Genomic DNA, 21,572 nt, shown 5'->3' on the forward strand with positions numbered 1-21,572 from the left:
CCATCCCCATGAACCTTGGCGCCATCCTCCTTGCCGGCCTACTGGCTGGCGGCGTCTCATGTGCCGCCGTCCAAGGTGGCCTTCTGGCCGGTCTGGTGGCGCGCCAGAAGGGTCGCACGACCGGGATTGAGGGCGGGAAGCGACAGCCGGCGATGAAGCAGACGTGGCAGGCACAGCTCGGAGGTGACCTGGCTCCGGTGGGCGGCTTTCTCGCCGGGAAGATCACCTCGCACGCTCTGTTCGGCGCGCTGCTCGGCGCAGTCGGCTCGGCCGTCCAGCTCTCTCCGAATCTCCGCTCGACCGTGCAGATCGTGGCGGGCCTTCTGATCATCGCCTTCGGTCTGGCTCAGCTCGGCGTACCGGGCTTCAGGAGTTTCGCGATCACTCTGCCCGCCTCCTGGGTGAAGCTCGTGCGTGGTCGTGCACACTCGACAAGCGCCCTGGCTCCAGCGATCCTCGGGTTCGCCTCGATCCTGCTGCCGTGTGGCGTGACGCTGTCGATGATGGCGCTGGCCATCACCTCAGGATCCCCTGTACGGGGCGCGCTCACCATGGCTGTGTTCGTTCTCGGCACCGCGCCGTTGTTCACCCTCATCGGATATGTCGCTCACAAGGCGGCGGCTGCCTGGAAGGGCCGGCTCGCGCTCGCCACCGGCATCGTTGTGCTTCTCGCCGGGTTCTACACGCTGAACGGCGGCCTCACCCTGGCCGGTTCGCCGCTGGCCGCGCAGAATCTCAAACAGACCTTCGGTATCGACCAACCAGCGATCGCGGACGCCTCTACGGTGACGATGGCCGACGGCACACAGACTGCGGTCATCACAGTCACCTCGGGCCGGTTCTCGCCAGCAAACCTCGCACTCAAGGCAGGCGTCCCGACCAAGGTGATCTTCCGTTCCCAGGGCGCCTACGGATGCGTACGAGCGCTCGTCGTCCCCGCCCTCAACACTCAAACAGTTCTGCCCGAGAACGGCGACACCCCGTTCGACCTCGGCATCACCAAGGCCGGGCGCATCGACTACTCGTGCTCGATGGGCATGTACTCCGGCACCATCACGATCAGCTAGGACACCATGCAGACCACCTATACCTGGGCCGTGACCGGCATGCACTGCAACAGCTGCAGCATCCTCATCGACGAGGCCGTCGAAGAACTCGATGGCGTGACTTCTTCGACCACTTCGCTCAAGAAGAAGCTCACTACTGTCACGCTCGACCCCACCCGATGCGAACCTGCCCACGTCGCCGAGGCGATCCGCATCGCCGGCTACGACGTCAACCCTGTATCCGTGAGCGCTCAGGCTGCACCCGTACGGCGCGCATGGTTTCGCCGGGCACGGTCGTGAGGTCCTGATGGGCAACCGCTCAAAGAGATGGGCGCAGAAGAGTCTGTGGCCCGTGTATGCGTTCGGGGCGTTCATCGTCATCGGCTTCACGCTCACCGTGCTCGGGGTGCGGACGTGCCTGTGAACGCGCCATCGCACACCCATCTGGCGATGCGGGTGACTCTCGAGGGGCGCGACCGATACCGGTGGATCAGTCTCGGGGCGGCGGGCCTGGCAGTGATCGCTGGAGGCATGGCGGTGTTCGGCTTGCCCCCGATCGATCTCCACGGGCCGTTGCACTGGTACGGGATCATGGACCCGCTGTGCGGCGGCACTCGTGCCGCCCGCTACACCGCGATGGGTCGGTGGGGTGAGGCATGGCGCTACAACCCACTCGGCATCGCCACCGTGCTGGTCGTAAGCCTGCTGCTCCTACGTGGCGCCACCGGCATCATGACCGGCCGTTGGCTCACCGCGCACATCACCTGGACCCGCCGCGCACGCAGGATCGCCATCGCTGCGGCCGTGATCTTGCTGATCCTTCTCGAGATCCGGCAACAGGGTCGGGCCGACCTGCTGATGCAGGGCACCTTCACCTTCATCGACCACCCTGTTCGTTGAACCCTGACCCTGAGGATCGAACCATGCACCGCCTGCCTGTTCTTGTAGCGATCTCCTCCTCCGTGATCCTGCTTCTGGGCGGCTGCGCGTCGGACCAACCGGAACGCTCAGCCGCCACGGGCGACGATCAACAGATCGGCCACATCCACGGGCTCGGCATCGATCCCGCCGACGGCGCCCTGTATGCAGCAGGACACCTCGGGGTCTTCAAGATCGAGAACGGCACACCAACCCGCATCGCCAACCGCTGGCAAGACACCATGGCGTTCACCGTCACCGGTCCGCACACCTTCCTGGGCAGCGGCCACCCGGACCTGAACGAGGACCTGCCGCCCCATCTCGGTCTGATCGAATCCACCGATGCAGCCAAGACCTGGAAACCCCTGTCACTCCAGGGCGAGGCCGACTTCCACGCACTCGAGGTCGTCGGCAACCGGGTGTTCGGCTACGACTCCAACAGCAGCCAGATCCTCGCCACCACCGACCGTACGACGTGGAAGAGCGTGACGGAGGGCGAGTTCATCGACCTCGCCTCATCGTCGGGCAAGACTGATCAGGTCCTCGCCACCACCGGAGCGGGTGAACTCGTCCGGGTGGACCTCGGCGGCCAGACCACGAAAGTCGCCGACGCACCCCGGCTCGTGTGGATCGACGCCACCCCGCGCGGCGTGCTCGTCGGCACCGGACCTGACGGCAAGGTCTACACGGCCGACTCTGCAACCGGCGACTGGATCAACCCAGGATCGGTCACTGGGCAACCCGAAGCCCTCGACGCCACGGACACCGTCTGGCACGTCGCAACCGATACCGGAATCTACGCATCCGAGGATCAGGGGGCGACGTGGTCCAAGATCGTCGAAATCGGACAGTAACTGCGTAAGTGCCCCGGTTGATCCGACAGCGGCGTCACCGCGAACGGGTCCTGTCCGGCAGTTTCTCCAGTACGAGCTGGATCGATCCGATGTTCCAACATGGACTCCAGGATCGACGTTACCCAAAGGTGGCGCCGAAACGGCCTTGGTGCTGTGACGCCGACGGACGCGCGTCGGCGAATTTTGCGTGCCTCCTAGGTCTCAGTTGCTGGTTGGTCCTTCCAAGACAGCGCAACGAGCAGGAGTCCGCCGGTCACGATGAAAACGTCCGCGAGGTTGAAGGTGGGCCACCAGCCGGTGTGCAGGTAATCGGTGACGTGCCCGTCCGGCGTGCGATCGATGAGGTTGGCGAGCGCGCCGCCGAGAATGACGGCGAGCGCGAGGCCCCAGGGCTGGCTTGCTTCTGGCGTGGTGCGCCATAGCAGCACTGCTACCCCTGCCGTGAGAAGGGCGGTTATCCCGACGACGATCCAGGACGGAGCGTCGGCTGCGAAGGAGAATGCGACGCCGGGGTTGAAGGTGAGCCGGAGATCGAGAAGGCCGCCTTCGATCGGAGCAGCAGGTAGGGCGCGTTCGGCCCATGCCTTGATTCCGAGGTCGGCTCCGGCAAGGACGGCGGCCAGGACGAGCAGCCCGATCCGGCGTTTGAGGACGCGGGACCGAGCTGCGACGGTGGTGCTAGGGGCTGTCACTGGCAGTCCTGCGAGCACGAGGACGCCTGGCCGGAGCCGGGCTCGTTGTCGTCGTCTTCGCAGCCATCGTCGCAGACGAGTTCGCCTTCCCAGGCTTCCTTGCCCTCCATGATGGCGAAGGCGGCGATGACAAAGCCGGCTACGGGGTCGATCCAGGTCCAGCCCAACAGCGCGAAGGCCACCAGTCCCGCGAAGGTCGATACGGACAGCCACGCGCACAGCTTCGTTTCGGCGGCGTCGGCGACGACGAGGCGGGAGTTCATCTCCAGACCGGCCTTGCGCTTGGCGTGGGCCAGCCAGGGCATGATGACGATGGAGACGCCGGTCAAGACGATGCCGACCAGGGAGGTGTCGGGTTTCTCGCCGCTGACGAGGTCGCGGATGCCTTCGATGGTGACGTAGGCGGCGAGGGCGAAGAACGTGACGGCGATGAACTTCAGGGCCCTGCGTTCCTTGGCCTCGTCTGGTTCGCCGCCCTTCATCTCCGCGAGCAGCCGCACCAGGACCACCGTCGCGGCAGCGACCTCGATGCTGGAGTCGACCCCAAAGCCGATCAGCGAGACCGCCCCGGCGACCGTGCCGGCCGCGATCGCGATGATGCCCTCGACGACGTTGTAGCCGATCGTGAACTGGGCGTACCTGACAGCGCGGCGGGCAGCCTTGCCGGTCACGTCCGGCGTGGTGGCCGTGGTCGGTGTGCTGCTCATCGGGTGGACTCCTCAGGGCCGATGGAGTTGGATCCGTAGGTGGGGCACAGGTCGACGGCGTCGCCGGTAGCGGCGAGCAACTGCTCTGCGGAGGCGAGCAGGTCGAGCAGCTCCGGCCTAGCGAGCGAGTGCAGGGTGGCGCGGCCTTGTGGCCGGGAGGTGATCAGGCCACAGTCGCGCAGGCAGGCGAGGTGCGCGGAGACTGTGGACTGCGCCAGCCCCACGCAGCTGACTAGGTCCGTGACGCGGGCCTCGCCCTCTGCAAGTCGCCGCAGAATCGCCAGGCGTGCCGGGTCTCCCAGGGAACGGAACAGGGCAACGGCCGCGGTCGGCGCCCCACATGAGGTGGTAGCCGACAGTGCGCTCTCCGTGCTATCAATCGTCATGGAACGATGATAACTGTCGTAGTCGATGTTTATCTAGAAGGGGTCGTGTCATGTTGATGAACCGAATCGAGAAAGCAGCGGTCAACAGTCCCGCCCGCCGGGCCCTGCAACGCTTCTACGAGGTCCCCGCGCTGTTGCGGCTGGCCGGCGGGCCGCTACCAGAGGGCGGCCGCGCCGTGGAGATCGGCTGCGGCTCCGGGTACGGCACACGGATGATCCTCGACCGCTTCCAGGCCGCACAGGTCGATGCACTTGACCTCGATCCCGACATGGTGGCCAAGGCCCAGCACCGCCTAGCGGACCGTCCGGACCGGGTGCGCCTCCAGGTAGCGGACGCCACCGACCTGAAGGCGGCGTTTGATGCCGCGGACGCCACCTATGACGCGGCCTTCGACTTCGCGATCATCCATCACATCCCCGATTGGCGCGCGAGCGTCGCTGAGATCGCACGTGTGCTGAAACCCGGCGGAATGTTCATCTTCGACGAAGTCACCGCCCATGCCCTGGCCCGACCGACCTACCGGCGACTGTTCGACCACCCCGAGCACGACCGATTCACCGCGCAGGATTTCCTCGCCGAGCTACCCCATCACGGCCTGGCTGTGACCGGTGCATTCACCCGCATCCAGGGCGACTATCTGCTCGGCGCCGCCCGCAAGCTCGACTTCGGCAGCGAATGAGCACGATGCCCATCACCGAGGGACGTGATTTCGGCAGGTCAGAGGGCGTGCCGCACCGCACGTCAGGTGGCGGCTTGAAAATCGCCATGTCACGGTGAGCGGGTGTTCGAGGGCGAGGGTGGCCACTGGCGGAGTGGTTTCGACCCTGGGTAGTAGGAGCGCGGCATGCCGCGCTGACTGCATCAGGGGGTGCAACGGTCATGAGGGCGGCGTCCAGGCGGGAAGCGACTCCAGACGCGTTGATACCCCCTGCGCGATCGAGTTCTCTCGAGGTGGCTTCGAGCGGACGAGTGCACCAGGACAGGCTCTGTGACGGTGAGCGAGCCAAGATCCTCACGCCGGAGCAGGACGCACGGGCGGTGCGAGCGCTGGCCGTGTTCAAGGCGAAGCGGGATGCGTTCTTGGCGGGGGTGCCGTTAGAGCAGCTCGACGCGGATGTCTGGGTTGTCGACGTAGATGCGGTGAACGCCGAAGTCGCGTAGCAGTCTCTGCCGTAGAGCGACGGGTGCTGATTCGTCTTCCAAGGCTTGGGCCAGCTCGGCGAACCGCTCGGCAATCTCTCCGGCGAACGGGAGAATCTCGATCTGCGCGCTGTCACCAAGGTCAGCCAGGTCGGCCCGCGCCGCACTGACCGCCTCATCAGTGCGGCGCTTCGTCGACACGAGGTCGTCGTCATCGAGAAGGCCCTTGATCGCCAGTCGTTTGGCGTTCTTCCACTCGGCTTCAGACTCCGCGATGCGGGCCTCTAGGGCGGTCCGCCTTCGGGCGTGTTCGTCTTTGGAGACGCCGCGGCTGACCGTGACCTGGACCGTGGCGCCACCACGTATCGGCTGCGAACCGACACCCTTGATGATGCGGTCGGCCAGCATGCTGTTCACGCGCGTGCAGGTGCCTGGATAGCCTTCCTTGGCCACCATTCCGGGTCGAGTGCCGGGGCAGTAGAACCTGATGCGGATCTTCATGTTCGGTTTGCCCGGATTATCGACTCGGGCGTACATGCGGTGTCCGCAGCGGGCGCAGTAGACGAACCGATCCAGGACGTGCTCGGGAACGACGCGCTTCTTCATGCGGCGTTCGCCGCGTCGAGCCATGCGCTGAGTGTGCACGCGGTCCCAGAGGTCGGGATCCACGAGCGGACCGAGCGGGGAAGCCTTCACGACACGTCCAGGGTCGTCCTCGTCGCGGGCTTCCAGGTAGGCCCTGCCGTTCTCGTCGCGAAGAACCTGCCGCCGGCCCCACACCAGTTCACCCTTGTAGAGAGGGTTGTCGAGGATTCCGTTGATCGTGTTTCCGCCCCACCCGGACCGTCGTGTCTTGGTTGGTACCGCTTCCGTATTCAGCCGTCGGGCGATTTCGTCGGAGGGCACGCCTTCATCGGCCCATGCGAAGATCTGCTTGAGCCAGGGGTATTCGTCCGGGTGCAGTTCGAGTTCGCCTGAACGCACCTTGCGGCCTCCGACGAAGGCCGGCATCCCGCTGGGAAGCTCGACGCCATCGACCACGAGCGGCTTCATACGTACGCCGTACGCGGGGCGCATGGCGATCGTGGAGCCGGCCGCAACCTTGGCGCGAAGATTGCGGCGAGTGCGGCGCCTGACCTTGAGCACCTCGCCCTTCGCGTTCACGGCGCGTAGGTCGGCGTCGTACATCGCGTCCTCGTCGTGCGGATCGATCAGGCCGATGTCCTCTGTCACGAGCGTGATGCCGAGTCGTTTGCACAGGGTGGTGATCTGCTGGCGCTGGCCGATACCTGCGGTGAGTCGCTCGAGCTCGTTGACTACCAGGTAGTGCACATCGCGGTTGGCTTCCAGGTAGTCGAAGAGCTCTTGGAGGCCCGGGCGGTCGGCGAGACTGCGAGAGACACCTTCGTCGGCGAACGAGTGCGTCAAGACGATGTCGTGTTCGGCGGCAACGGCGTCGTTGATCGCGCGCTGCTCAGCCGTCGAACCCTGCTCGTCGGTCGAGTAGCGCGTGTAACCAACTCCGTGCCGCACCTGCGGCCCGGAGTTGTGGCGCCGTGCGTTCACGGATGCATCGTACCGCGATTACGTACAACTAGAACGGATGTCGTCCCACTTCGGCTCGAACGCATACCCGCCGTCGGTCGGCACGCCCTTCGCGGGCTTCGCGAGCATCGGCAGGATCGGCGGCATCACAGGAAGGTCCACATGCTCACCGTAGGCGATCGGCGCGCCGATCGGGTCAGCGTTCGAGAGGACTCGGGTTGAGCAGGGACACGTCCAGGTCGCTGTTGCGGAGGCGATAGACCTGGAGCCTCAGGCCGTAGTACTTCTCCGTCTCCCCGACCCAGTCCATGCCGATGCGGCGTGCGGCGTGGATGCCGTGCTCGTTCTGGGGTCGCACGACGGCGAAGATCTCCTCCTCGCCGTTGGCGAACGCGTAGTGGGCGAGGGCGTGTCCGGCTTCTGAACCCAGTCCTCGTCCCCACGCCCAGGGGGCGAGCTGGTAGCCCACCTCCAGGTCCTCTCCCTCCGGAGGAAGCGGCAGGATCTGTGCCGATCCCGCGAGACGTCCGCTCTCGATCTCCTCGACCGCCCATCGGCCGCTCGCCCGGCCGGCGGGTCCGGAAGGCGTGGCGAGCCAGCTGCTGATCGTCGCCCGCATGGAGTCGACGTCGGTGACCTGTTCCATGGCGGGCGCCAGCCAGCGGGAGACCTCGGTGCTGCCGTAGATCTCGAGTGCCGCGGGAGCGTCGTCCTCGTGCCAGGGCCGAAGCCGCACCCGCGCCGTACGGATGGTCGAACCATCGATCGTGACTTCATCAGCCAACGTGAGCTCCTCGAAAGGGTGTGTCGCATCCGCCCGATCGCGTCGAGGAGGCGGGTGCGACACAGGAAGTGACTCGACGATAGCGCGCTCCGCCCAGTCCGGTGAGGGATCATCCTGAGTCAGTGCGGTGAGCGCAGCCTCGGCCGTCTACAGTTGTCCCGTGCGTTTCGGCGTACGTTCCCCGGTTGGTCTGCCGGCAGGGCCCGCCTGACTTTGAATCAGGACTAGCGACGTAGGTTCGACTCCTACCCGGGGAGCAGAGGGCCCGCCCTGACCTGCGCTTTGGCAGATGGAGGCGGGCTTCGTCCTTCCAGATGGCACACCAGGATGGCACACAAGGAGCCAGAATCGGCCCCGATCCCAGTTGCTCGGCGTCCTCGCTGGTGCGCGGCCGGAGGCCAGGGAGGGGCGCGTTGCACCCGCTAGGGTCGCCGCATGGTGACTCAATTGCATCGCTACATAGATGCATGGCGGCGCCACGACGTCGGCGCGGTCCTGGCCACGCTGACGGAGGACTGCGTGGTGATCGAGTCCTATGGCCCGGTCTACCGTGGCCGGCCCCACGTGGAGCAGTGGATGAACGCGTGGTTTGCGGCCGGCGGCCGCGTCGACGCGTGGGACATCACGACATATGCCGCGGCCGATGAGTTCCTGATGGCCGAATGGAGCTTTGAATGCACTTGGCGAGGCCAGGTCGGCAGGTTTGAGGGTTGCTCCATCGCGAGGATCCACGGCGATCGCATCGCCTACCTCCGCGAGTACGCCACCACCGCCCCGCTCTATGACTGGACCGGTACGTGGCGCGATCAGCAATGACGCGCTCTTGACCACCAGACCGGCCTATCTGGCTGAGGTCTTGACCGCAGAACCCCGCCATGGCGGGGAAACGGCCGGCGATCTGCGGCGACACGCGCGCGGAATCCCGCCATGGCGGGAAAATGCCCCGCGCCCGCGCCGATGCGGCTCACGCGCCGTGGCGGCGGAGGAAGAAGCGGAGGATGTCGTTGAACGCCTCGGGGGCCTCGAGGTTGCTGACGTGACCGCAGCCGGGGATGACGGCGAGGTCCGCGGCCGGGATGAGGCGTTTGAATTCGTGCGCGACCGACAGCGGCGAGCGGGCGTCGAGGGCGCCCCAGATGAGCTGGGTGGGCACCCGGATCGTCTCGAGCACGTCGGTCAGATCGGCCTGGGCCATCGCGGTCAGGGCGGTGAGCATGCTGTGGCGGCGTACGTCGGCTGACATCGCCTTGATCAGGGGTAAGAAATCGGCAGGCGGTGAGCCGGCGAAGAGGCCGGGGAGGGTGGGGTCGAAGGAGCCCTCCGGCTGGTCGCGCAGGCCGGCGAGACGGGCGTCGGCCTCCTCGGCACCGAGCGAGCCGCGCCAGCCGGCGTAGCCGTCCGCGAGGACGAGGCTGTGGACGACGCCGGGGTGGCGCCGATAGAGCTCGAGGATGACGGTCACGCCCCAGGAGAGCCCGACGACGGTGCACGGGGAGACGTCTAGGGCGCGGATCAGCCCGGCCAGACAGTCGCCGTAGTCGCTCAGCCGGAACCCCGCGGGCACGTCGGAGGAGCCGCCGGCGCCGGGCTCGTCCCAGGCGATGACGGTGAACTCGTCAGCGAGGGCGTCGAGCTGGGGTGTCCAGGTGCGGCCGTCCTCGGCGCCGCCGTGGACGAACACGACCGCAGGGCCTGTCCCGGCCTGTCGGAAGGCGACGCGCAACCCGTCGATCTCGACGACATCCATGACTCCGACGCTAGCTCAGCAGCCGCGATTCGGCTTGACACATCGGGCAACAATGGCCACGCGCTGTTCATCTTCGTGTAAGGTCGCCGGGCTTCCTGTGCATGCCCGCGTGTCGCGTTGGTGATTGCGGAGATGCGCAGGGTGGTATGGATACTGGCCTCATATCGGGGTCGTGGGGGAGCAGGGTGTAAAGTCGCCCAAACTAATCGACAAACACTTGGAGGAAGCGTGGGCATGGGACCGGTCATCGGTTACGTACCTGGCGTGTTCGATCTCTTCCACATCGGTCACCTCAACATGCTGCGTCAGGCGCGAGAGCGCTGTGACACGTTGATCGCAGGGGTGGTCTCCGACGAGGTCTGCGAGACGACCAAGGGGATCATCCCCACCGTCCCGCTCGTCGAGAGGCTGGAGATCGTCGAGGCGATCGGGATCGTGGACGCGGTCTACGCCGAGCGCACCACCGACAAGGTCGACTCCTGGCGCGAGGTCGGGTTCACCCACCTCTTCAAGGGCGATGACTGGAAGGGCACCGAGAAGGGCGACGCGCTCGAGAAGAAGATGGCGTCGGTCGGTGTCGAGGTCGTCTACTTCCCCTACACGCTCCAGACCAGCAGCACCGCCCTGCGGAAGGCGATCGCGCGAGAAGGTGCCCAGGTCTCGTGACCGTCAGCGCCCTCACGCCTGGCGGATTCGAGGTCTCCGACGAGGGAGTCCTCGTCCGGGGCTCCTCGACGTCGGTCCTGATCCTCTCCGTCGACGGCCAGTACGTCTGGTCGCTGACGCCCAGCCGCGACGGCCACCGGGTCGACGGCGGCGTCCTGGTGCCGTGGCCGAACGTGCTCACCCGGTTCCTCGACGGCTCGGCGACGGTCACCATCGCCGACTACGACGGTGAGGTGCTCTTCGAGGAGAAGATCTCTCTCGGCACCGGCGAGGGCGCGATCTCGATCGTCGACGGCAGCGGCAACCCGCTCAGCGTCGACAAGGTCGGCCATCTGACCCGCTCCTTCGAGGCCACCGACGAGGGCATTCGCGCAGAGATCCTCGACGGCACCCAGCGTGTCCTCGCCGACCTCCGCGACGTGATCGGCGTGGAGGCCTACCTCAACTACGGCGCGCTCCTCGGCGCGATCCGGGAGGGCCGGATGCTCGGACACGACTCCGACACCGACGTCTGCTACCTCTCCAAGCACACCCTTCCGGCCGACATCATCACCGAGTCGTACGCCATCGAGCGCACCATGCGCGAGCGCGGCTGGAGCGTCCTGCGGATGTCCGGCGGCGACATCAAGGTGCTGCACCAGGTCTCCGACGGCCGCAAGGTGCACATCGACATCTTCGTGGCCTTCTACGTGCCCGACAAGGACGGCGAGCCGGTCTTCTACCAGCTCGGCAACCGCTCCGGACGGCTGCGCCGCGAGGCGATCGTGCCGGTCTCGACGATCAACCTGCACGGCTACGACTTCCCGGCTCCCGCCGAGCCCGAGGAGATGCTGGCCTTCATCTACGGCCCGAAGTGGCGCACCCCGGACCCGTCGTTCAAGTACGCGGACCCGCCCGCGGGCGTACGTCGCCTGGACGGCTGGCTGCGTGGGTTCCGCACCGACATGGGGTTCTGGACCGAGTTCCACAACACCCACGGCAGCGAGCTGGAGACCAAGCAGTCCTACTTCGCGACGTGGGTCATCAAGCAGCTGCCCGAGGACGCCAAGGTGGTCGACATCGGCTCCGGCTCGGTCGGGCGTGACGGTCGCTTCTTCGCCCGTAAGGGGCACCAGGTGCGCTCGGTGGACTTCTCCCGCGCAGCGGTTGCCGCCGTACGCCGCCGGGCCGAGCGCCACAAGCTCCCGCTGATCTCCGACCAGCTCATCCTCGGTGAGCTCCGCTCGACGCTGACGCTGGGTGCGCGACTGGCCCGCGACCCGCACCACCTCTACGCCCGCGACCTGATCGGCTGCCTCGACAAGGCGGCGCGCCACCAGCTCTGGATCCTGTCGAAGATGGCGCTGCGTCCCGGCGGCGGCAAGCTCTTCCTCGAGTTCGCGGCCACCGGTGAGAACCTCCCCGACCCGAAGCCCGAAGGGCTCGTACGCCGCGTCGATCCAGCCCTGGTCCAGGCCGAGATCGAGGCCGCCGGCGGTGTGGTCGAGCACCTCGAGATCGTCGACGGCCGGGACATGCTCGACGACCCGCTGCCGCGGGTCGCTCGGCTGCGTGCCTCCTGGCCCTCTCTCAAGTCTGCAGAAGGAAACTGACATGTCCGACGAATCCGGCATCAAGAACATCGCCCGCGGCGCCCGCGACGCGGCCCGTACGCGTGCGTCGCTGGTGCGCCGCATCGAGGCGCTCGAGGCCGAGGTGCAGGAGCAGCGTCAGCTCAACCGCCGCGTCGCCGAGCTCACCGACGTGATCGCCGAGCTGCTCATCCCGCTGCAGGACGCCGACACGGAGAAGGCGGAGAAGATCCTCGCCGAGTACCGCGCGAAGATCTGACCCGAGCTGATCATCCCAGCGCTTCGAGGGCCTGCCTGAGGTCGTCGATCCGCTGGCCGAGCCGACGACGGGCGTCGCCGCCGGGGCCCATGCCGGCGCCGATGTCCAGGTCGGCGACCGCCTCCTCCACGCCGGCGAGGCGCGACCGAAGATCGGCGACGACATCGACGTCGACCCGGCCGGGCACCGAGGAGCGGCGCTCGTCCAGGGACCGGCGCAGCAGGTCGGCCTGGGTGCTGAGCTTGCGACTGGCATGCCACAGGTCGACGAAGACCTGCACCTTCGCCCGCAGGAGCCACGGGTCGAACGGCTTGGCGAGGAAGTCGGCGGCACCGGTCGCGTAGCCGCGATAGGCGAGATGGGTGTCGAAGTCGTTGGCGGTCAGGAAGATGATCGGGACGTCCTTGGTGCGCTCCCGGGCCTTGATGCGGGTGGCGGTCTCGAAGCCGTCCATCCCGGGCATCTGCGCATCGAGCAGGATCAGCGCGAAGTCGTCGTGGAGCAGTGCGCGGAGCGCGTCCTCGCCCGAGCCGGCACGGACCAGGGTCTGGTTGAGCGAGCCGAGGATGGCCTCGAGCGCGACCAGGTTGGCCGCCCGGTCGTCGACCAGCAGGATCTTGGCCCGGGCGCTGGTGGCGGCGCCCACCGACGCGAGAGCGGTGTCGTTCATGACAGCCACACCCGGAACAGCGAGAGCAGGTCGGCGACGTCGACCGGCTTGGTGATGTACTCCGAGGCGCCGGCGGCGAGGCTGTCCTCGCGGTCACCGGTCATCGCCTTGGCGGTGAGCGCGATCATCGGCAGGCTCTTGAACTGCGGGATGTCGCGGATCAGCCGCATCGCGGTCAGACCGTCCATGCCCGGCATCATGATGTCCATCAGGACGAGGTCGACGCCCGGCTCGCGCTGCAGCGCCTCGATCCCGGCTTCGCCGGACTCGGCGTAGAGGACGTCGATGCCGTGCTGCTCGAGCGCGCTGGTGAGCGCGAAGACGTTGCGTACGTCGTCGTCGACGATCAGGATCCGCCGACCCGCGAACTGGCCGGTCGCGTCGGTCGGCTCGGCGATGTACGTCCGGGGAAGCTGCATCCCGGTGCGGCCCAGCAGCACGCTCACGTCATCGATGGCCTCCTCCGTGGTCGCCGGGGTCTTCAGAGTCATCGCCTCGGCGTATCTGTCCAGCCGGTTCTGCTGAGCCTTGGTCACCTCGCCGACCCTACTCAGCACCACGGGGGTGTCCTTGGTGCGCTTGTGGGTGCGCATCCAACGGAGCACCTCGAAGCCACCGTCGGCCAGGGGAAGGTCCAGCACCACACAGTCGACGTCGCGGTCGGCCAGGACCGCCTGGGCCTCCTCGGCGGAGGACCCGAAGACCGTCTCGACCTCGTCGACCGACCCGAACAGGGCCTCGACGACGGCGCTGGTGCCGGGGCCGGACTCGTCGCTGCCACCGCTGAGGACCAGCAGCAGCTGGTCGGCCCGGCGCCCAGGAGTCTCCTGGTGAAGCGGAGTCCGAAGCGATGAGTCCTGCACGCCACCGAGTGCGGTCGCGGGCTGGGCGTCGATCGAGTCGGAGCTGATCCTCGGGACGTACAGCGTGAACGAGCTGCCGTGGCCGGGCTCGCTCTTGACCTGGATCTCGCCGCCGATGAGGTGCGCGACCTCGCGGCTGATGGAGAGGCCGAGACCGGTGCCGCCGAACTTGCGGCTGATGGTGCCGTCGGCCTGCTGGAACGCCTCGAAGATGACCCTCAGCTTCTCCGGTGGGATGCCGATGCCGGTGTCGATCACCGAGAAGGCCAGCACCGCGTCCGCCTGCTGCAGGCTGGGTGTCGAGAAGCGCTCGCCGGAGGCGTTGCGGATCAGCAGCCGGACCCCGCCGCCGTCGGTGAACTTCACCGCGTTGGAGAGCAGGTTGCGCAGCACCTGCTGCAGACGGTGCTGGTCCGAGCGCAGCAGGCGGGGCACGTCGGGGTCGACGCCGACGATGAAGTCGAGGTCCTTCTCGGCGGTCAGCGGCCGGAAGGTCGCCTCGACGTACTCGACGACCGAGGTCACGTCGACGTCCGTGACGTGGACGTCCATCTTGCCGGCCTCGACCTTGGACAGGTCGAGGATGTCGTTGATCAGCTGGAGGAGGTCGGTGCCGGCGCCGTGGATGGTGCGCGAGTATTCGACCTGGCGCGCGTTGAGGTTGCCGTCGACGTTGTCGGAGAGCAGCCGGGCCAGGATGAGCAGCGAGTTGAGCGGCGTACGCAGCTCGTGCGACATGTTGGCCAGGAACTCGGACTTGTAGCGCGATGAGAGGGCGAGCTGCTCGGCACGCTCCTCCAGGCCGCGCCGGGCCTCCTCGATCTCGAGGTTCTTGATCTCGATCGCCTGGTTCTGGTCGGCGAGCTGGCGGGCCTTCTCCTCGAGCGCGGCGTTGGTCTGCTGCAGCTCGACCTGCTGGCGTTCGCCCTCGTCCTGCTTGTCCTGCAGCTCGGCGGCGAGGCGCTGCGACTCGACCAGCAGCTCCTCGGTGCGGGAGCTGGCCATGATCGCGTTGAGCGAGACCCCGATCGACTCGGCAAGCTGTTCGAGGAACTGCATGTGGACGGTGCTGAACGGCCGGAAGGAGGCGAGCTCGACGACGCCGATCACCTTCTCCTCGAAGACCACCGGAAGCACCACGATCGAGGTCGGCGCCGCCGACCCGTGGCCGGAGGAGATCCGCAGGAAGCCGGCCGGAACGTCACGCACGATGATCGGCTGGCGGTCGTAGGCGGCCTGGCCGACCAGTCCTTCGCCGACGGCGAAGACGTCGGGGACGTCGGGGCTCGGCTGGTAGCCGTAGGAGGCGATCCGGCGCAGCACCTTGGGACCGCTCTGCTCAGGGGTCTGGTCGGTGAGGAAGATCGAGCCGTGCTGGGCACCGACCAGCGGGGTGAGCTCGGAGACGATCAGCCGGGCGACCTCGAGCAGGTCACGACCACCCTGCATGTGGCCGGTGAACCGGGCCAGGTTGGTCTTGAGCCAGTCCTGGTCCTCGTTGGCCCTGGTCGTCTCCCGCAGCGAGTCGATCATCTCGTTGAGGTTGTCCTTCAGCTCGGCGACCTCGCCCTCGGCCCCGACGGTGATCTGCCGGCTGAGGTCGCCCTGGGTCACCGCGGCGGAGACCTCGGCGATCGCGCGGAGCTGGGTGGTCAGCGTGCTCGCCAGCTGGTTCACGTTCTCCGTGAGTCCGCGCCAGGTGCCGGAGACGTCGGCCACCTCGGCCTGGCCGCCGAGCTTGCCCTCGGTGCCGACCTCGCGGGCGACGCGGGTGACCTCGTCGGCGAAGGAGGAGAGCTGGTCGACCATCGTGTTGACCGTGGACTTCAGCTCGAGGATCTCGCCGCGGGCGTCGACGGTGATCTTCTGGGTGAGGTCGCCGCGGGCGACGGCGGTGGTGACCTGGGCGATGTTGCGGACCTGGGAGGTCAGGTTGGAGGCCATCGAGTTGACCGAGTCGGTGAGGTCCTTCCAGGTGCCGGCCACGCCGCGTACGTGGGCCTGACCGCCCAGCGATCCCTCGGTGCCGACCTCACGGGCGACACGGGTGACCTCGTCGGCGAACGTACGCAGCGTGTCGACCATCGCGTTGAGGGTGCCGGCCAGGGCGGCGACCTCGCCGCGGGCCTCGATGGAGATCTTCTGCGACAGGTCACCCTGGGAGACCGCCTTCGCGACCTGGGCGATGCTGCGGACCTGGTTGGTCAGGTTGGAGGCCATCGAGTTCACCGAGACCGTCAGGTCGCGCCAGGTGCCGGCGACGCCGGGCACCTGGGCCTGGCCACCGAGAGCGCCCTCGGTGCCGACCTCGCGGGCGACGCGGGTGACCTCGTCGGCGAAGGAGCCGAGCTGGTCGACCATGGTGTTGATGGTCGACTTGAGCTCGAGGATCTCGCCGCGGGCGTCGACGGTGATCTTCTGGGTGAGGTCGCCGCGGGCGACGGCGGTGGTGACCTGGGCGATGTTGCGGACCTGGGAGGTCAGGTTGGAGGCCATCGAGTTGACCGAGTCGGTGAGGTCCTTCCAGGTGCCCGAGACGTCGTGGACGTCGGCCTGGCCACCGAGGCGGCCCTCGGTGCCGACCTCGCGAGCGACGCGGGTGACCTCGTCGGCGAAGGAGGAGAGCTGGTCGACCATGGTGTTGATGGTCGACTTGAGCTCGAGGATCTCGCCGCGCGCGTCGACGGTGATCTGCCGGCTCAGGTCGCCGCGGGCGACCGCGGTGGTGACCTGGGCGATGTTGCGGACCTGGGCGGTCAGCGTGCCGGCCATGAAGTTCACCGAGTCGGTGAGGTCGCGCCAGGTGCCGGAGACGCCGGGCACGGCCGCCTGGCCGCCGAGCTGACCCTCGCCGCCGACCTCACGGGCGACGCGGGTGACCTCGTCCGCGAAGGAGGAGAGCTGGTCGACCATGGTGTTGACGGTGGTCTTGAGCTCGGCGAGCTCGCCGCGTACGTCGACGGTGATCTTCTGGGAGAGGTCGCCGCCGGCCACGGCGGTGGTGACCTGGGCGATGTTGCGGACCTGGTTGGTCAGGTTGGTCGCCATCGAGTTGACGGAGTCGGTGAGGTCCTTCCACCGGCCGCCGACGCCGGGCACCTCGGCCTGGCCGCCCAGCATGCCCTCGGTGCCGACCTCGCGGGCCACACGCGTCACCTCGTCGGCGAACGCGGAGAGCTGGTCGACCATGGTGTTGACGGTGGTCTTGAGCTCGGCGAGCTCGCCGCGTACGTCGACGGTGATCTTCTGCGACAGGTCGCCGCCCGCGACGGCGGTGGTGACCTGGGCGATGTCGCGGACCTGGTTGGTCAGGTTGGAGGCCATCGAGTTGACGGAGTCGGTGAGGTCCTTCCACCGGCCGGCCACACCGGGCACCTCGGCCTGGCCGCCGAGGATGCCCTCGGTGCCGACCTCGCGGGCGACGCGGGTGACCTCGTCGGCGAACGTCTGCAGGGTCGCGGTCATCGAGTTGAGCGTCTCGGCGAGCTCGGCGACCTCACCACGCGCGGTGACCGTGATCTGCTGCGACAGGTCGCCACGGGCGACGGCCTTGGCGACCGAGGAGATCCCGCGCACCTGGGAGGTCAGGTTGGAGGCCATCGTGTTGACGGAGTCGGTGAGGTCGCGCCAGGTGCCGGAGACGCCGCGTACGTCAGCCTGGCCGCCGAGCCGCCCCTCGGTGCCGACCTCGCGGGCGACGCGGGTGACCTCGGCGGCGAACGAGGACAGCTGGCCGACCATCCGGTCGACGGTGTCCTTGAGCTGCGCCATCTCGCCGGAGACCTCGATGGTGACCGTGCGGGACAGGTCGCCGTTGGCGACGGCGGTGGTGACCTCGGCGATGTCGCGCACCTGGGCGGTCAGGCGCGAGGACATGGTGTTGACCGCGTCGATGAGGTCGCGCCAGGTGCCGGAGGCGTTCCGCACCCGCGCGCGACCGCCGAGCTTGCCCTCGGTGCCGACCTCGCGGGTGACCCGGGCGATCTCCTCGGTGATCGTGGCGAGCTGGGCGACCAGGCCGTTCACGCTCTTGGCGACGAGCAGCGGGTCACCCTTGAGGGCGCGACTGCCGTGGCGTACGGCCATCGTCTGGGTGAGGTCGCCCGCCGAGACGGCGGCGACGACCCGGGCGACCTCGGCGGTCGGGCGGGCCAGGTCGGCGACCAGGTCGTTGGCGTCCTCGACGGCACCGGCCCAGGCGCCACCGCCGATGCTCGGCCGCAGCCGTTCGTCGTGGTGGCCGTCGCGGCCCGCTTCGCGACGCACGCGCGCGAGCTCGCCGCTCAGCTGGCTCAGCCGTTCGGCGATCTCGTTGTGGACGGAGGCGAGGTCGCCGAGCGGGCCGTCGATGGGCTCGAGACGTCCGGTGAAGATGCCGTCGCGCATCGCGGTCATCGCGTCCTTGAGCTGGCGCAACGCGATCGGATCGACCGGCACCTGCTCGGGGAGCCTGGTGCCAGTCGCTGCGTCCGCCGATGTGCCCGGCGATGAGGGCATCTCGCCTCCTCTCGCGCTGAACTGCGCGTCTGCTGAAGTGTCCCACTCATCGGTTGGTCTCGACCGACAAAAACGGTGGTTCCCCATCGATTCTGGTCATTCCTTGACCTACCTGCCGGTTTCCTTGGCCTGATCAGTGCCTTGCGGGGGCAAAGGGGTGCACAATCAGCGGTGGCTATGAGCACCGGAGTCAAGACGATCTCGCGCACGTTCGAGCCGGCACCGACGTCGGTCTCCGAGGCGCGCCGTTTCGCGCGGAGGGTGCTGGCCGACTGGGGTCTCGACGACCTTCTCGACGACGCCGTGCTGTTGACCAGCGAGCTGGTCACCAACGCCGTGACCCACGCCGGCACACCGATGACCGTCGCGGTCGTACGCGAGGAGGACCGGCTCCGCATCGACGTGTTCGACCAGCACCCGACCCGCGTGCTCCCGGTCGGCGCCAACGCCTACCCCGGGACCGGCGAGCACGGTCGCGGGCTGCTCATCACCTCGGCGCTGTCGACGGCCTGGGGAGTGGAGTACCGCAAGGACCACAAGCGGGTCTGGGCAGCGTTCGCGCTGGTCGAGGAGACCCTCGGCGCCGAGGCACCCGCCGGTGGCGGTCCGGAGGACCAGCGCGTACGCCGCCGCGCCACCGCGCCAGGCCAGGATCCGCTGGGACTGAGCGGGCTGGCGCTCAACCAGCTGCCGCTGGCGGACATGCTCGAGCTGGTGGTGGAGCAGACCCGTGACCGCTTCGGTGCGGATGCGGCGTACCTGCTGCTGGAGGACGAGATGGAGGACCGGTTCGTGGTGGCCGCCACGAGCGGGTCCGCCGCACCGATCCAGGGGCGGGGCGTGCGGCGTGGTGAGGCCGGTGCGCCGACCCTCAAGGCATCGTTCCGGCCGCTGTCGATCGGGGACCTGCGGGCGACCCCGGTCGAGCTGCTGCGCGGGCTCGAGCTGCGCTCGCTGGCGACCGCGCCGGTGGCCTTCGACGGACGCGTGATCGGCACACTGGCGGTCGCGTTGGCCGAGCCGGCCGGTTTCACCACCGATGACGGCGCGCAGCTGCAGCGGATCGCCGACTGGGCCGCGCCCAGCGTCGACCGTGCCTCCACCCGGGCGGCGGACGGCGAGCGGCGGGCCTGGCTGGCGTTCCTGGGGGAGTCGAGCGTGATGCTGGCCGGGTCGCTGGACCTGGAGGCGACCACGGCGATGACCGGGCAGATCGTCGTGCCGCGGCTGGCGACCTGGTGCGGCATCTACCTCAACGACGCTCGCGAGCAGCCCCGGCTCCAGTTCGCCTGGCATGCCGACGAGCACCAGCTCGACTCACTGCAGAAGGCCCTGGAGGACGCGGCTCCGGACGGCCGGGAGGCCCCGGCCGAGCCCGACTTCCCCGGTGAGGTCGCGATCCTCCCGTTGGAGGCGCGCAACCGGATCATCGGCTGGCTCACCCTCGGGCGGCCCGTCGGCGAGCCGTTGCGCCGCGAGCGACTGCTGGTGGCGGAGTCGGTGGCCCGGCGGGCGGCGCTGGCCATCGATAACGCCCGCGCTCACACCGAGCTCCAGGACATCGGTCAGTCGCTGCAGCGCAGCCTGCTGCCGGCGGTGCTGCCGGAGATCCCGGGCGTGGACATCGGGGTCGGCTACGAGCCGACGGGGGAGTTCAACGACGCCGGCGGCGACTTCTACGACATCTTCGCGCTCGGTTCCGGGCGCTGGGGCTTCATGGTCGGTGACGTGTGCGGGGTCGGGCCGGAGGCGGCCACGGTCGCCGGCATGTCGCGCCACACGGTGCGGGCGCTGATGCGGGCCGGCATCCCGATCGCGCCGACCCTGGAGCGGCTCAACGCCGCGATCTGCGACGAGGGCCCGCGAGGCCGGTTCATCACGATGGTCTGCGGCACGATCGAGGTCACTGCCGCCTCCCGCTTCAGGCTGCGGCTCGTCTGCGCCGGCCACCCGCCGCCGTTCCTGGTCACCCGCTCCCGTCCCGGCGTCCCGGCGCGCCGGGTGGGCCGTCCTCAGGCTCTCCTCGGAGTGATCGACGCCGTCGACTACATCGAGGAGGAGCTGACGGTGACGCGCGGCGACCGGCTCGTCGTCGTCACCGACGGCGTCCTGGAGCGGCGCGCGGGGGAGCCGATGTTCGAGGAGGCCGGGGTCGAGGCCGTCCTCGCCGCGGGCATCGGCGCCGGGGCTCAGGCCGTCGCCGACCGCCTGCTGCGCGCGGTCGCCGACTTCTCCGCGGCACCGCCGTCGGACGACATGGCCGTCCTGGTCCTCGACCTGGGCAAGGGCGCCGTCTCCCACCCCTAGGTCCCGCTGAACTCCTCGTGGCCGAGCACGGCGAGCAGCCGGATCTTCTCCTCCGCCTCGCTGCCCGGCACCGGCGTCAGCACCAGCAGCGCCTGGCCCATGTCCTGGGTGGTCAGCACCTGGCAGTCGACGTCGATGCGGCCGACCTGCGGATGCAGCAGCGTCTTGTGGTCCTCGATGCGGTGGGTGACCTCGTGCCGCTCCCACAGCTCCCGGAACTCCTCCGAGCGGGTCTCCAGGAGGCGTACGAGGTCGCCGGCCCGGGATCGCTCGCCCATGGCTCCGTAGGCGACCCGCAGGGTCGCCACCAGACCGCGGCCGTGCCGGTCGTGGATCTCGGGCGGGTAGACCTCCCGCGTCGAAGGGTCGGTGAACCAGCGGTAGGACTCGAACCGGTCCCAGCCGGTCAGCGCCGGGCGGTCGCCGAAGATCGAGACGGCGAGCCGGTTCGCGACCAGCGTCTCGCCGAGCGCGGACATGATCATCGCCGGGGTGTCCTCGAGCCGGTCCAGCACACGTAGCAGCGCCGGGGCGACGTGGCCGTCGTCGAACGTACGCCGCGGGGCGTTGTGGCCGGCCAGCCGGTAGAGGTGGTCGCGCTCGTCGATGCTCAGGCGCAGCGCCCGGGCGAGCGCCGACAGCATCTGGTCGGAGGGCTGCGGGCCGCGCTGCTGCTCGAGACGGATGTAGTAGTCGGTCGACATCCCGGTCAGCGCGGCGACCTCCTCGCGGCGCAGGCCTGGCGTACGCCGGCGGGGCCCCGTCACCAGGCCGACGTCCTGCGGGCGAAGGGCCTCACGGCGGCGGCGGAGGAAGTCGGCGAGCGAGGCGCGGTCCATGGCAACCATGATGCGGCGCGCGCTCCTGCTCAGCCAGGGATCGCCGATCCCTGGCAGCTCGTTGACCCCGGCTCGGCTCC

At 68.5% G+C, this 21,572-nt stretch carries 19 protein-coding genes and 1 tRNA gene; 11 read left to right on the forward strand and 9 right to left on the reverse strand.

The features are described from left to right. Positions 1-8 precede the first annotated feature (8 nt). From OG984_RS25935 to OG984_RS25950, 4 genes are all read left to right on the forward strand, one after another. Positions 9-1,067 carry an urease accessory protein UreH domain-containing protein gene (locus OG984_RS25935; RefSeq protein ID WP_141779353.1) on the forward strand — a complete coding sequence of 353 codons (1,059 nt, stop codon included), beginning with the start codon at positions 9-11 and terminating at the stop codon, positions 1,065-1,067. 6 nt (positions 1,068-1,073) lie between these two features. Beyond that, positions 1,074-1,346, forward strand: a complete 273-nt coding sequence (locus OG984_RS25940) for a heavy-metal-associated domain-containing protein (protein WP_328528992.1) — start codon at positions 1,074-1,076, stop codon at positions 1,344-1,346. Positions 1,347-1,592: 246 nt separating this feature from the next. Beyond that, entirely contained in the window at positions 1,593-1,946 is a 354-nt protein-coding gene (locus OG984_RS25945) for a DUF2752 domain-containing protein (RefSeq protein WP_170225060.1), read from the forward strand. 23 nt (positions 1,947-1,969) lie between these two features. Continuing rightward, positions 1,970-2,818 (forward strand): F510_1955 family glycosylhydrolase, encoded by an 849-nt coding sequence (locus tag OG984_RS25950; RefSeq protein WP_141779356.1) that lies wholly within the window; start codon positions 1,970-1,972, stop codon positions 2,816-2,818. Between the two features lie 194 nt (positions 2,819-3,012). Here the strand turns inward: OG984_RS25950 and lspA are convergent, their stop codons facing one another. The 3 genes from lspA to OG984_RS25965 are packed head-to-tail and all read right to left on the reverse strand — an operon-like array spanning position 3,013 to position 4,603. Then, positions 3,013-3,528, reverse strand: coding sequence for a signal peptidase II (gene lspA / locus OG984_RS25955; protein WP_211352327.1), 516 nt, complete (start codon positions 3,526-3,528; stop codon positions 3,013-3,015). Next, positions 3,507-4,217 carry a cation diffusion facilitator family transporter gene (locus tag OG984_RS25960; RefSeq protein WP_141779357.1) on the reverse strand — a complete coding sequence of 237 codons (711 nt, stop codon included), beginning with the start codon at positions 4,215-4,217 and terminating at the stop codon, positions 3,507-3,509. Before OG984_RS25960 ends, lspA begins: the two co-directional genes overlap by 22 nt. Next, on the reverse strand, positions 4,214-4,603 hold the full coding sequence (locus OG984_RS25965) for an ArsR/SmtB family transcription factor (protein WP_141779358.1): 390 nt from the start codon (positions 4,601-4,603) through the stop codon (positions 4,214-4,216). The genes OG984_RS25960 and OG984_RS25965 overlap by 4 nt, the downstream gene beginning before the upstream one ends. Positions 4,604-4,653: 50 nt before the next feature. Between OG984_RS25965 and OG984_RS25970 the strand changes: the two genes are divergently transcribed. Beyond that, positions 4,654-5,283, forward strand: coding sequence for a class I SAM-dependent methyltransferase (locus tag OG984_RS25970; RefSeq protein ID WP_141779359.1), 630 nt, complete (start codon positions 4,654-4,656; stop codon positions 5,281-5,283). A gap of 416 nt (positions 5,284-5,699) precedes the next feature. Here the strand turns inward: OG984_RS25970 and OG984_RS25975 are convergent, their stop codons facing one another. Together OG984_RS25975 and OG984_RS25980 are read right to left on the reverse strand one after the other, a co-directional pair. Then, the gene (locus tag OG984_RS25975; protein WP_328528993.1) at positions 5,700-7,310 is read right to left on the reverse strand and encodes a recombinase family protein; all 1,611 of its coding nucleotides are present in this window, start codon (positions 7,308-7,310) and stop codon (positions 5,700-5,702) included. A gap of 175 nt (positions 7,311-7,485) precedes the next feature. Beyond that, entirely contained in the window at positions 7,486-8,073 is a 588-nt protein-coding gene (locus tag OG984_RS25980; protein ID WP_328528994.1) for a GNAT family N-acetyltransferase, read from the reverse strand. A gap of 178 nt (positions 8,074-8,251) precedes the next feature. Here OG984_RS25980 and OG984_RS25985 point away from each other — a divergent pair. Both OG984_RS25985 and OG984_RS25990 read left to right on the forward strand, forming a co-directional pair. Then, positions 8,252-8,330 (forward strand) — tRNA-Gln (locus OG984_RS25985). Between the two features lie 178 nt (positions 8,331-8,508). After that, positions 8,509-8,889: a nuclear transport factor 2 family protein gene (locus OG984_RS25990; protein WP_328528995.1), complete on the forward strand. Its 381-nt coding sequence runs from the start codon at positions 8,509-8,511 to the stop codon at positions 8,887-8,889. 148 nt (positions 8,890-9,037) lie between these two features. On the opposite strand, the gene OG984_RS25995 is transcribed toward OG984_RS25990, so the two are convergent. After that, positions 9,038-9,820 carry an alpha/beta fold hydrolase gene (locus tag OG984_RS25995; protein ID WP_328528996.1) on the reverse strand — a complete coding sequence of 261 codons (783 nt, stop codon included), beginning with the start codon at positions 9,818-9,820 and terminating at the stop codon, positions 9,038-9,040. Between the two features lie 234 nt (positions 9,821-10,054). On the opposite strand from OG984_RS25995, the gene OG984_RS26000 reads away from it, so the two are divergent. Genes OG984_RS26000 through OG984_RS26010 form a run of 3 tightly spaced genes read left to right on the forward strand, consistent with a single transcriptional unit; the run spans position 10,055 to position 12,316 of the window. Further along, a complete protein-coding gene (locus tag OG984_RS26000) occupies positions 10,055-10,486 on the forward strand; it encodes an adenylyltransferase/cytidyltransferase family protein (RefSeq protein WP_045550834.1) in 432 nt (143 codons plus the stop codon). Then, a complete protein-coding gene (locus OG984_RS26005; protein ID WP_328528997.1) occupies positions 10,483-12,078 on the forward strand; it encodes a class I SAM-dependent methyltransferase in 1,596 nt (531 codons plus the stop codon). Before OG984_RS26000 ends, OG984_RS26005 begins: the two co-directional genes overlap by 4 nt. A gap of 1 nt (position 12,079) precedes the next feature. Further along, positions 12,080-12,316 (forward strand): DUF6752 domain-containing protein, encoded by a 237-nt coding sequence (locus OG984_RS26010; RefSeq protein WP_328528998.1) that lies wholly within the window; start codon positions 12,080-12,082, stop codon positions 12,314-12,316. A 10-nt stretch (positions 12,317-12,326) separates the two neighbouring features. Here OG984_RS26010 and OG984_RS26015 read toward each other — a convergent pair whose 3' ends face one another. Then, positions 12,327-12,986 (reverse strand): response regulator, encoded by a 660-nt coding sequence (locus OG984_RS26015; RefSeq protein ID WP_328528999.1) that lies wholly within the window; start codon positions 12,984-12,986, stop codon positions 12,327-12,329. After that, positions 12,983-18,346: a HAMP domain-containing protein gene (locus OG984_RS26020; RefSeq protein WP_328529000.1), complete on the reverse strand. Its 5,364-nt coding sequence runs from the start codon at positions 18,344-18,346 to the stop codon at positions 12,983-12,985. The genes OG984_RS26015 and OG984_RS26020 overlap by 4 nt, the downstream gene beginning before the upstream one ends. 177 nt (positions 18,347-18,523) lie before the next feature. On the opposite strand from OG984_RS26020, the gene OG984_RS26025 reads away from it, so the two are divergent. Further along, complete coding sequence (locus OG984_RS26025; protein ID WP_328529001.1) at positions 18,524-20,653, forward strand: SpoIIE family protein phosphatase; 2,130 nt, start codon at positions 18,524-18,526, stop codon at positions 20,651-20,653. On the opposite strand, the gene OG984_RS26030 is transcribed toward OG984_RS26025, so the two are convergent. Further along, on the reverse strand, positions 20,650-21,492 hold the full coding sequence (locus OG984_RS26030; RefSeq protein WP_328529002.1) for a helix-turn-helix transcriptional regulator: 843 nt from the start codon (positions 21,490-21,492) through the stop codon (positions 20,650-20,652). The two genes, OG984_RS26025 and OG984_RS26030, sit on opposite strands and share 4 nt — an antisense overlap. Positions 21,493-21,572: the final 80 nt, after the last annotated feature.

Origin of the sequence: Nocardioides sp. NBC_00368 (genome assembly GCF_036090055.1) — a bacterium.
In the GTDB taxonomy this organism is placed as follows: domain Bacteria; phylum Actinomycetota; class Actinomycetes; order Propionibacteriales; family Nocardioidaceae; genus Nocardioides.

What these genes read in the sequence shown, in the direction of transcription:
- OG984_RS25935 (WP_141779353.1), top strand. Translation starts at nt 9, where the DNA reads ATGAACCTTGGCGCCATCCTCCTTGCCGGCCTACTGGCTGGCGGCGTC.
- OG984_RS25940 (WP_328528992.1), top strand. Translation starts at nt 1,074, where the DNA reads ATGCAGACCACCTATACCTGGGCCGTGACCGGCATGCACTGCAACAGC.
- OG984_RS25950 (WP_141779356.1), top strand. Translation starts at nt 1,970, where the DNA reads ATGCACCGCCTGCCTGTTCTTGTAGCGATCTCCTCCTCCGTGATCCTG.
- OG984_RS25960 (WP_141779357.1), bottom strand. Translation starts at nt 4,217, where the DNA reads ATGAGCAGCACACCGACCACGGCCACCACGCCGGACGTGACCGGCAAG.
- OG984_RS25965 (WP_141779358.1), bottom strand. Translation starts at nt 4,603, where the DNA reads ATGACGATTGATAGCACGGAGAGCGCACTGTCGGCTACCACCTCATGT.
- OG984_RS25970 (WP_141779359.1), top strand. Translation starts at nt 4,654, where the DNA reads ATGTTGATGAACCGAATCGAGAAAGCAGCGGTCAACAGTCCCGCCCGC.
- OG984_RS25990 (WP_328528995.1), top strand. Translation starts at nt 8,509, where the DNA reads ATGGTGACTCAATTGCATCGCTACATAGATGCATGGCGGCGCCACGAC.
- OG984_RS25995 (WP_328528996.1), bottom strand. Translation starts at nt 9,820, where the DNA reads ATGGATGTCGTCGAGATCGACGGGTTGCGCGTCGCCTTCCGACAGGCC.
- OG984_RS26000 (WP_045550834.1), top strand. Translation starts at nt 10,055, where the DNA reads ATGGGACCGGTCATCGGTTACGTACCTGGCGTGTTCGATCTCTTCCAC.
- OG984_RS26010 (WP_328528998.1), top strand. Translation starts at nt 12,080, where the DNA reads ATGTCCGACGAATCCGGCATCAAGAACATCGCCCGCGGCGCCCGCGAC.
- OG984_RS26015 (WP_328528999.1), bottom strand. Translation starts at nt 12,986, where the DNA reads ATGAACGACACCGCTCTCGCGTCGGTGGGCGCCGCCACCAGCGCCCGG.
- OG984_RS26020 (WP_328529000.1), bottom strand. Translation starts at nt 18,346, where the DNA reads ATGCCCTCATCGCCGGGCACATCGGCGGACGCAGCGACTGGCACCAGG.
- OG984_RS26025 (WP_328529001.1), top strand. Translation starts at nt 18,524, where the DNA reads ATGAGCACCGGAGTCAAGACGATCTCGCGCACGTTCGAGCCGGCACCG.
- OG984_RS26030 (WP_328529002.1), bottom strand. Translation starts at nt 21,492, where the DNA reads ATGGACCGCGCCTCGCTCGCCGACTTCCTCCGCCGCCGCCGTGAGGCC.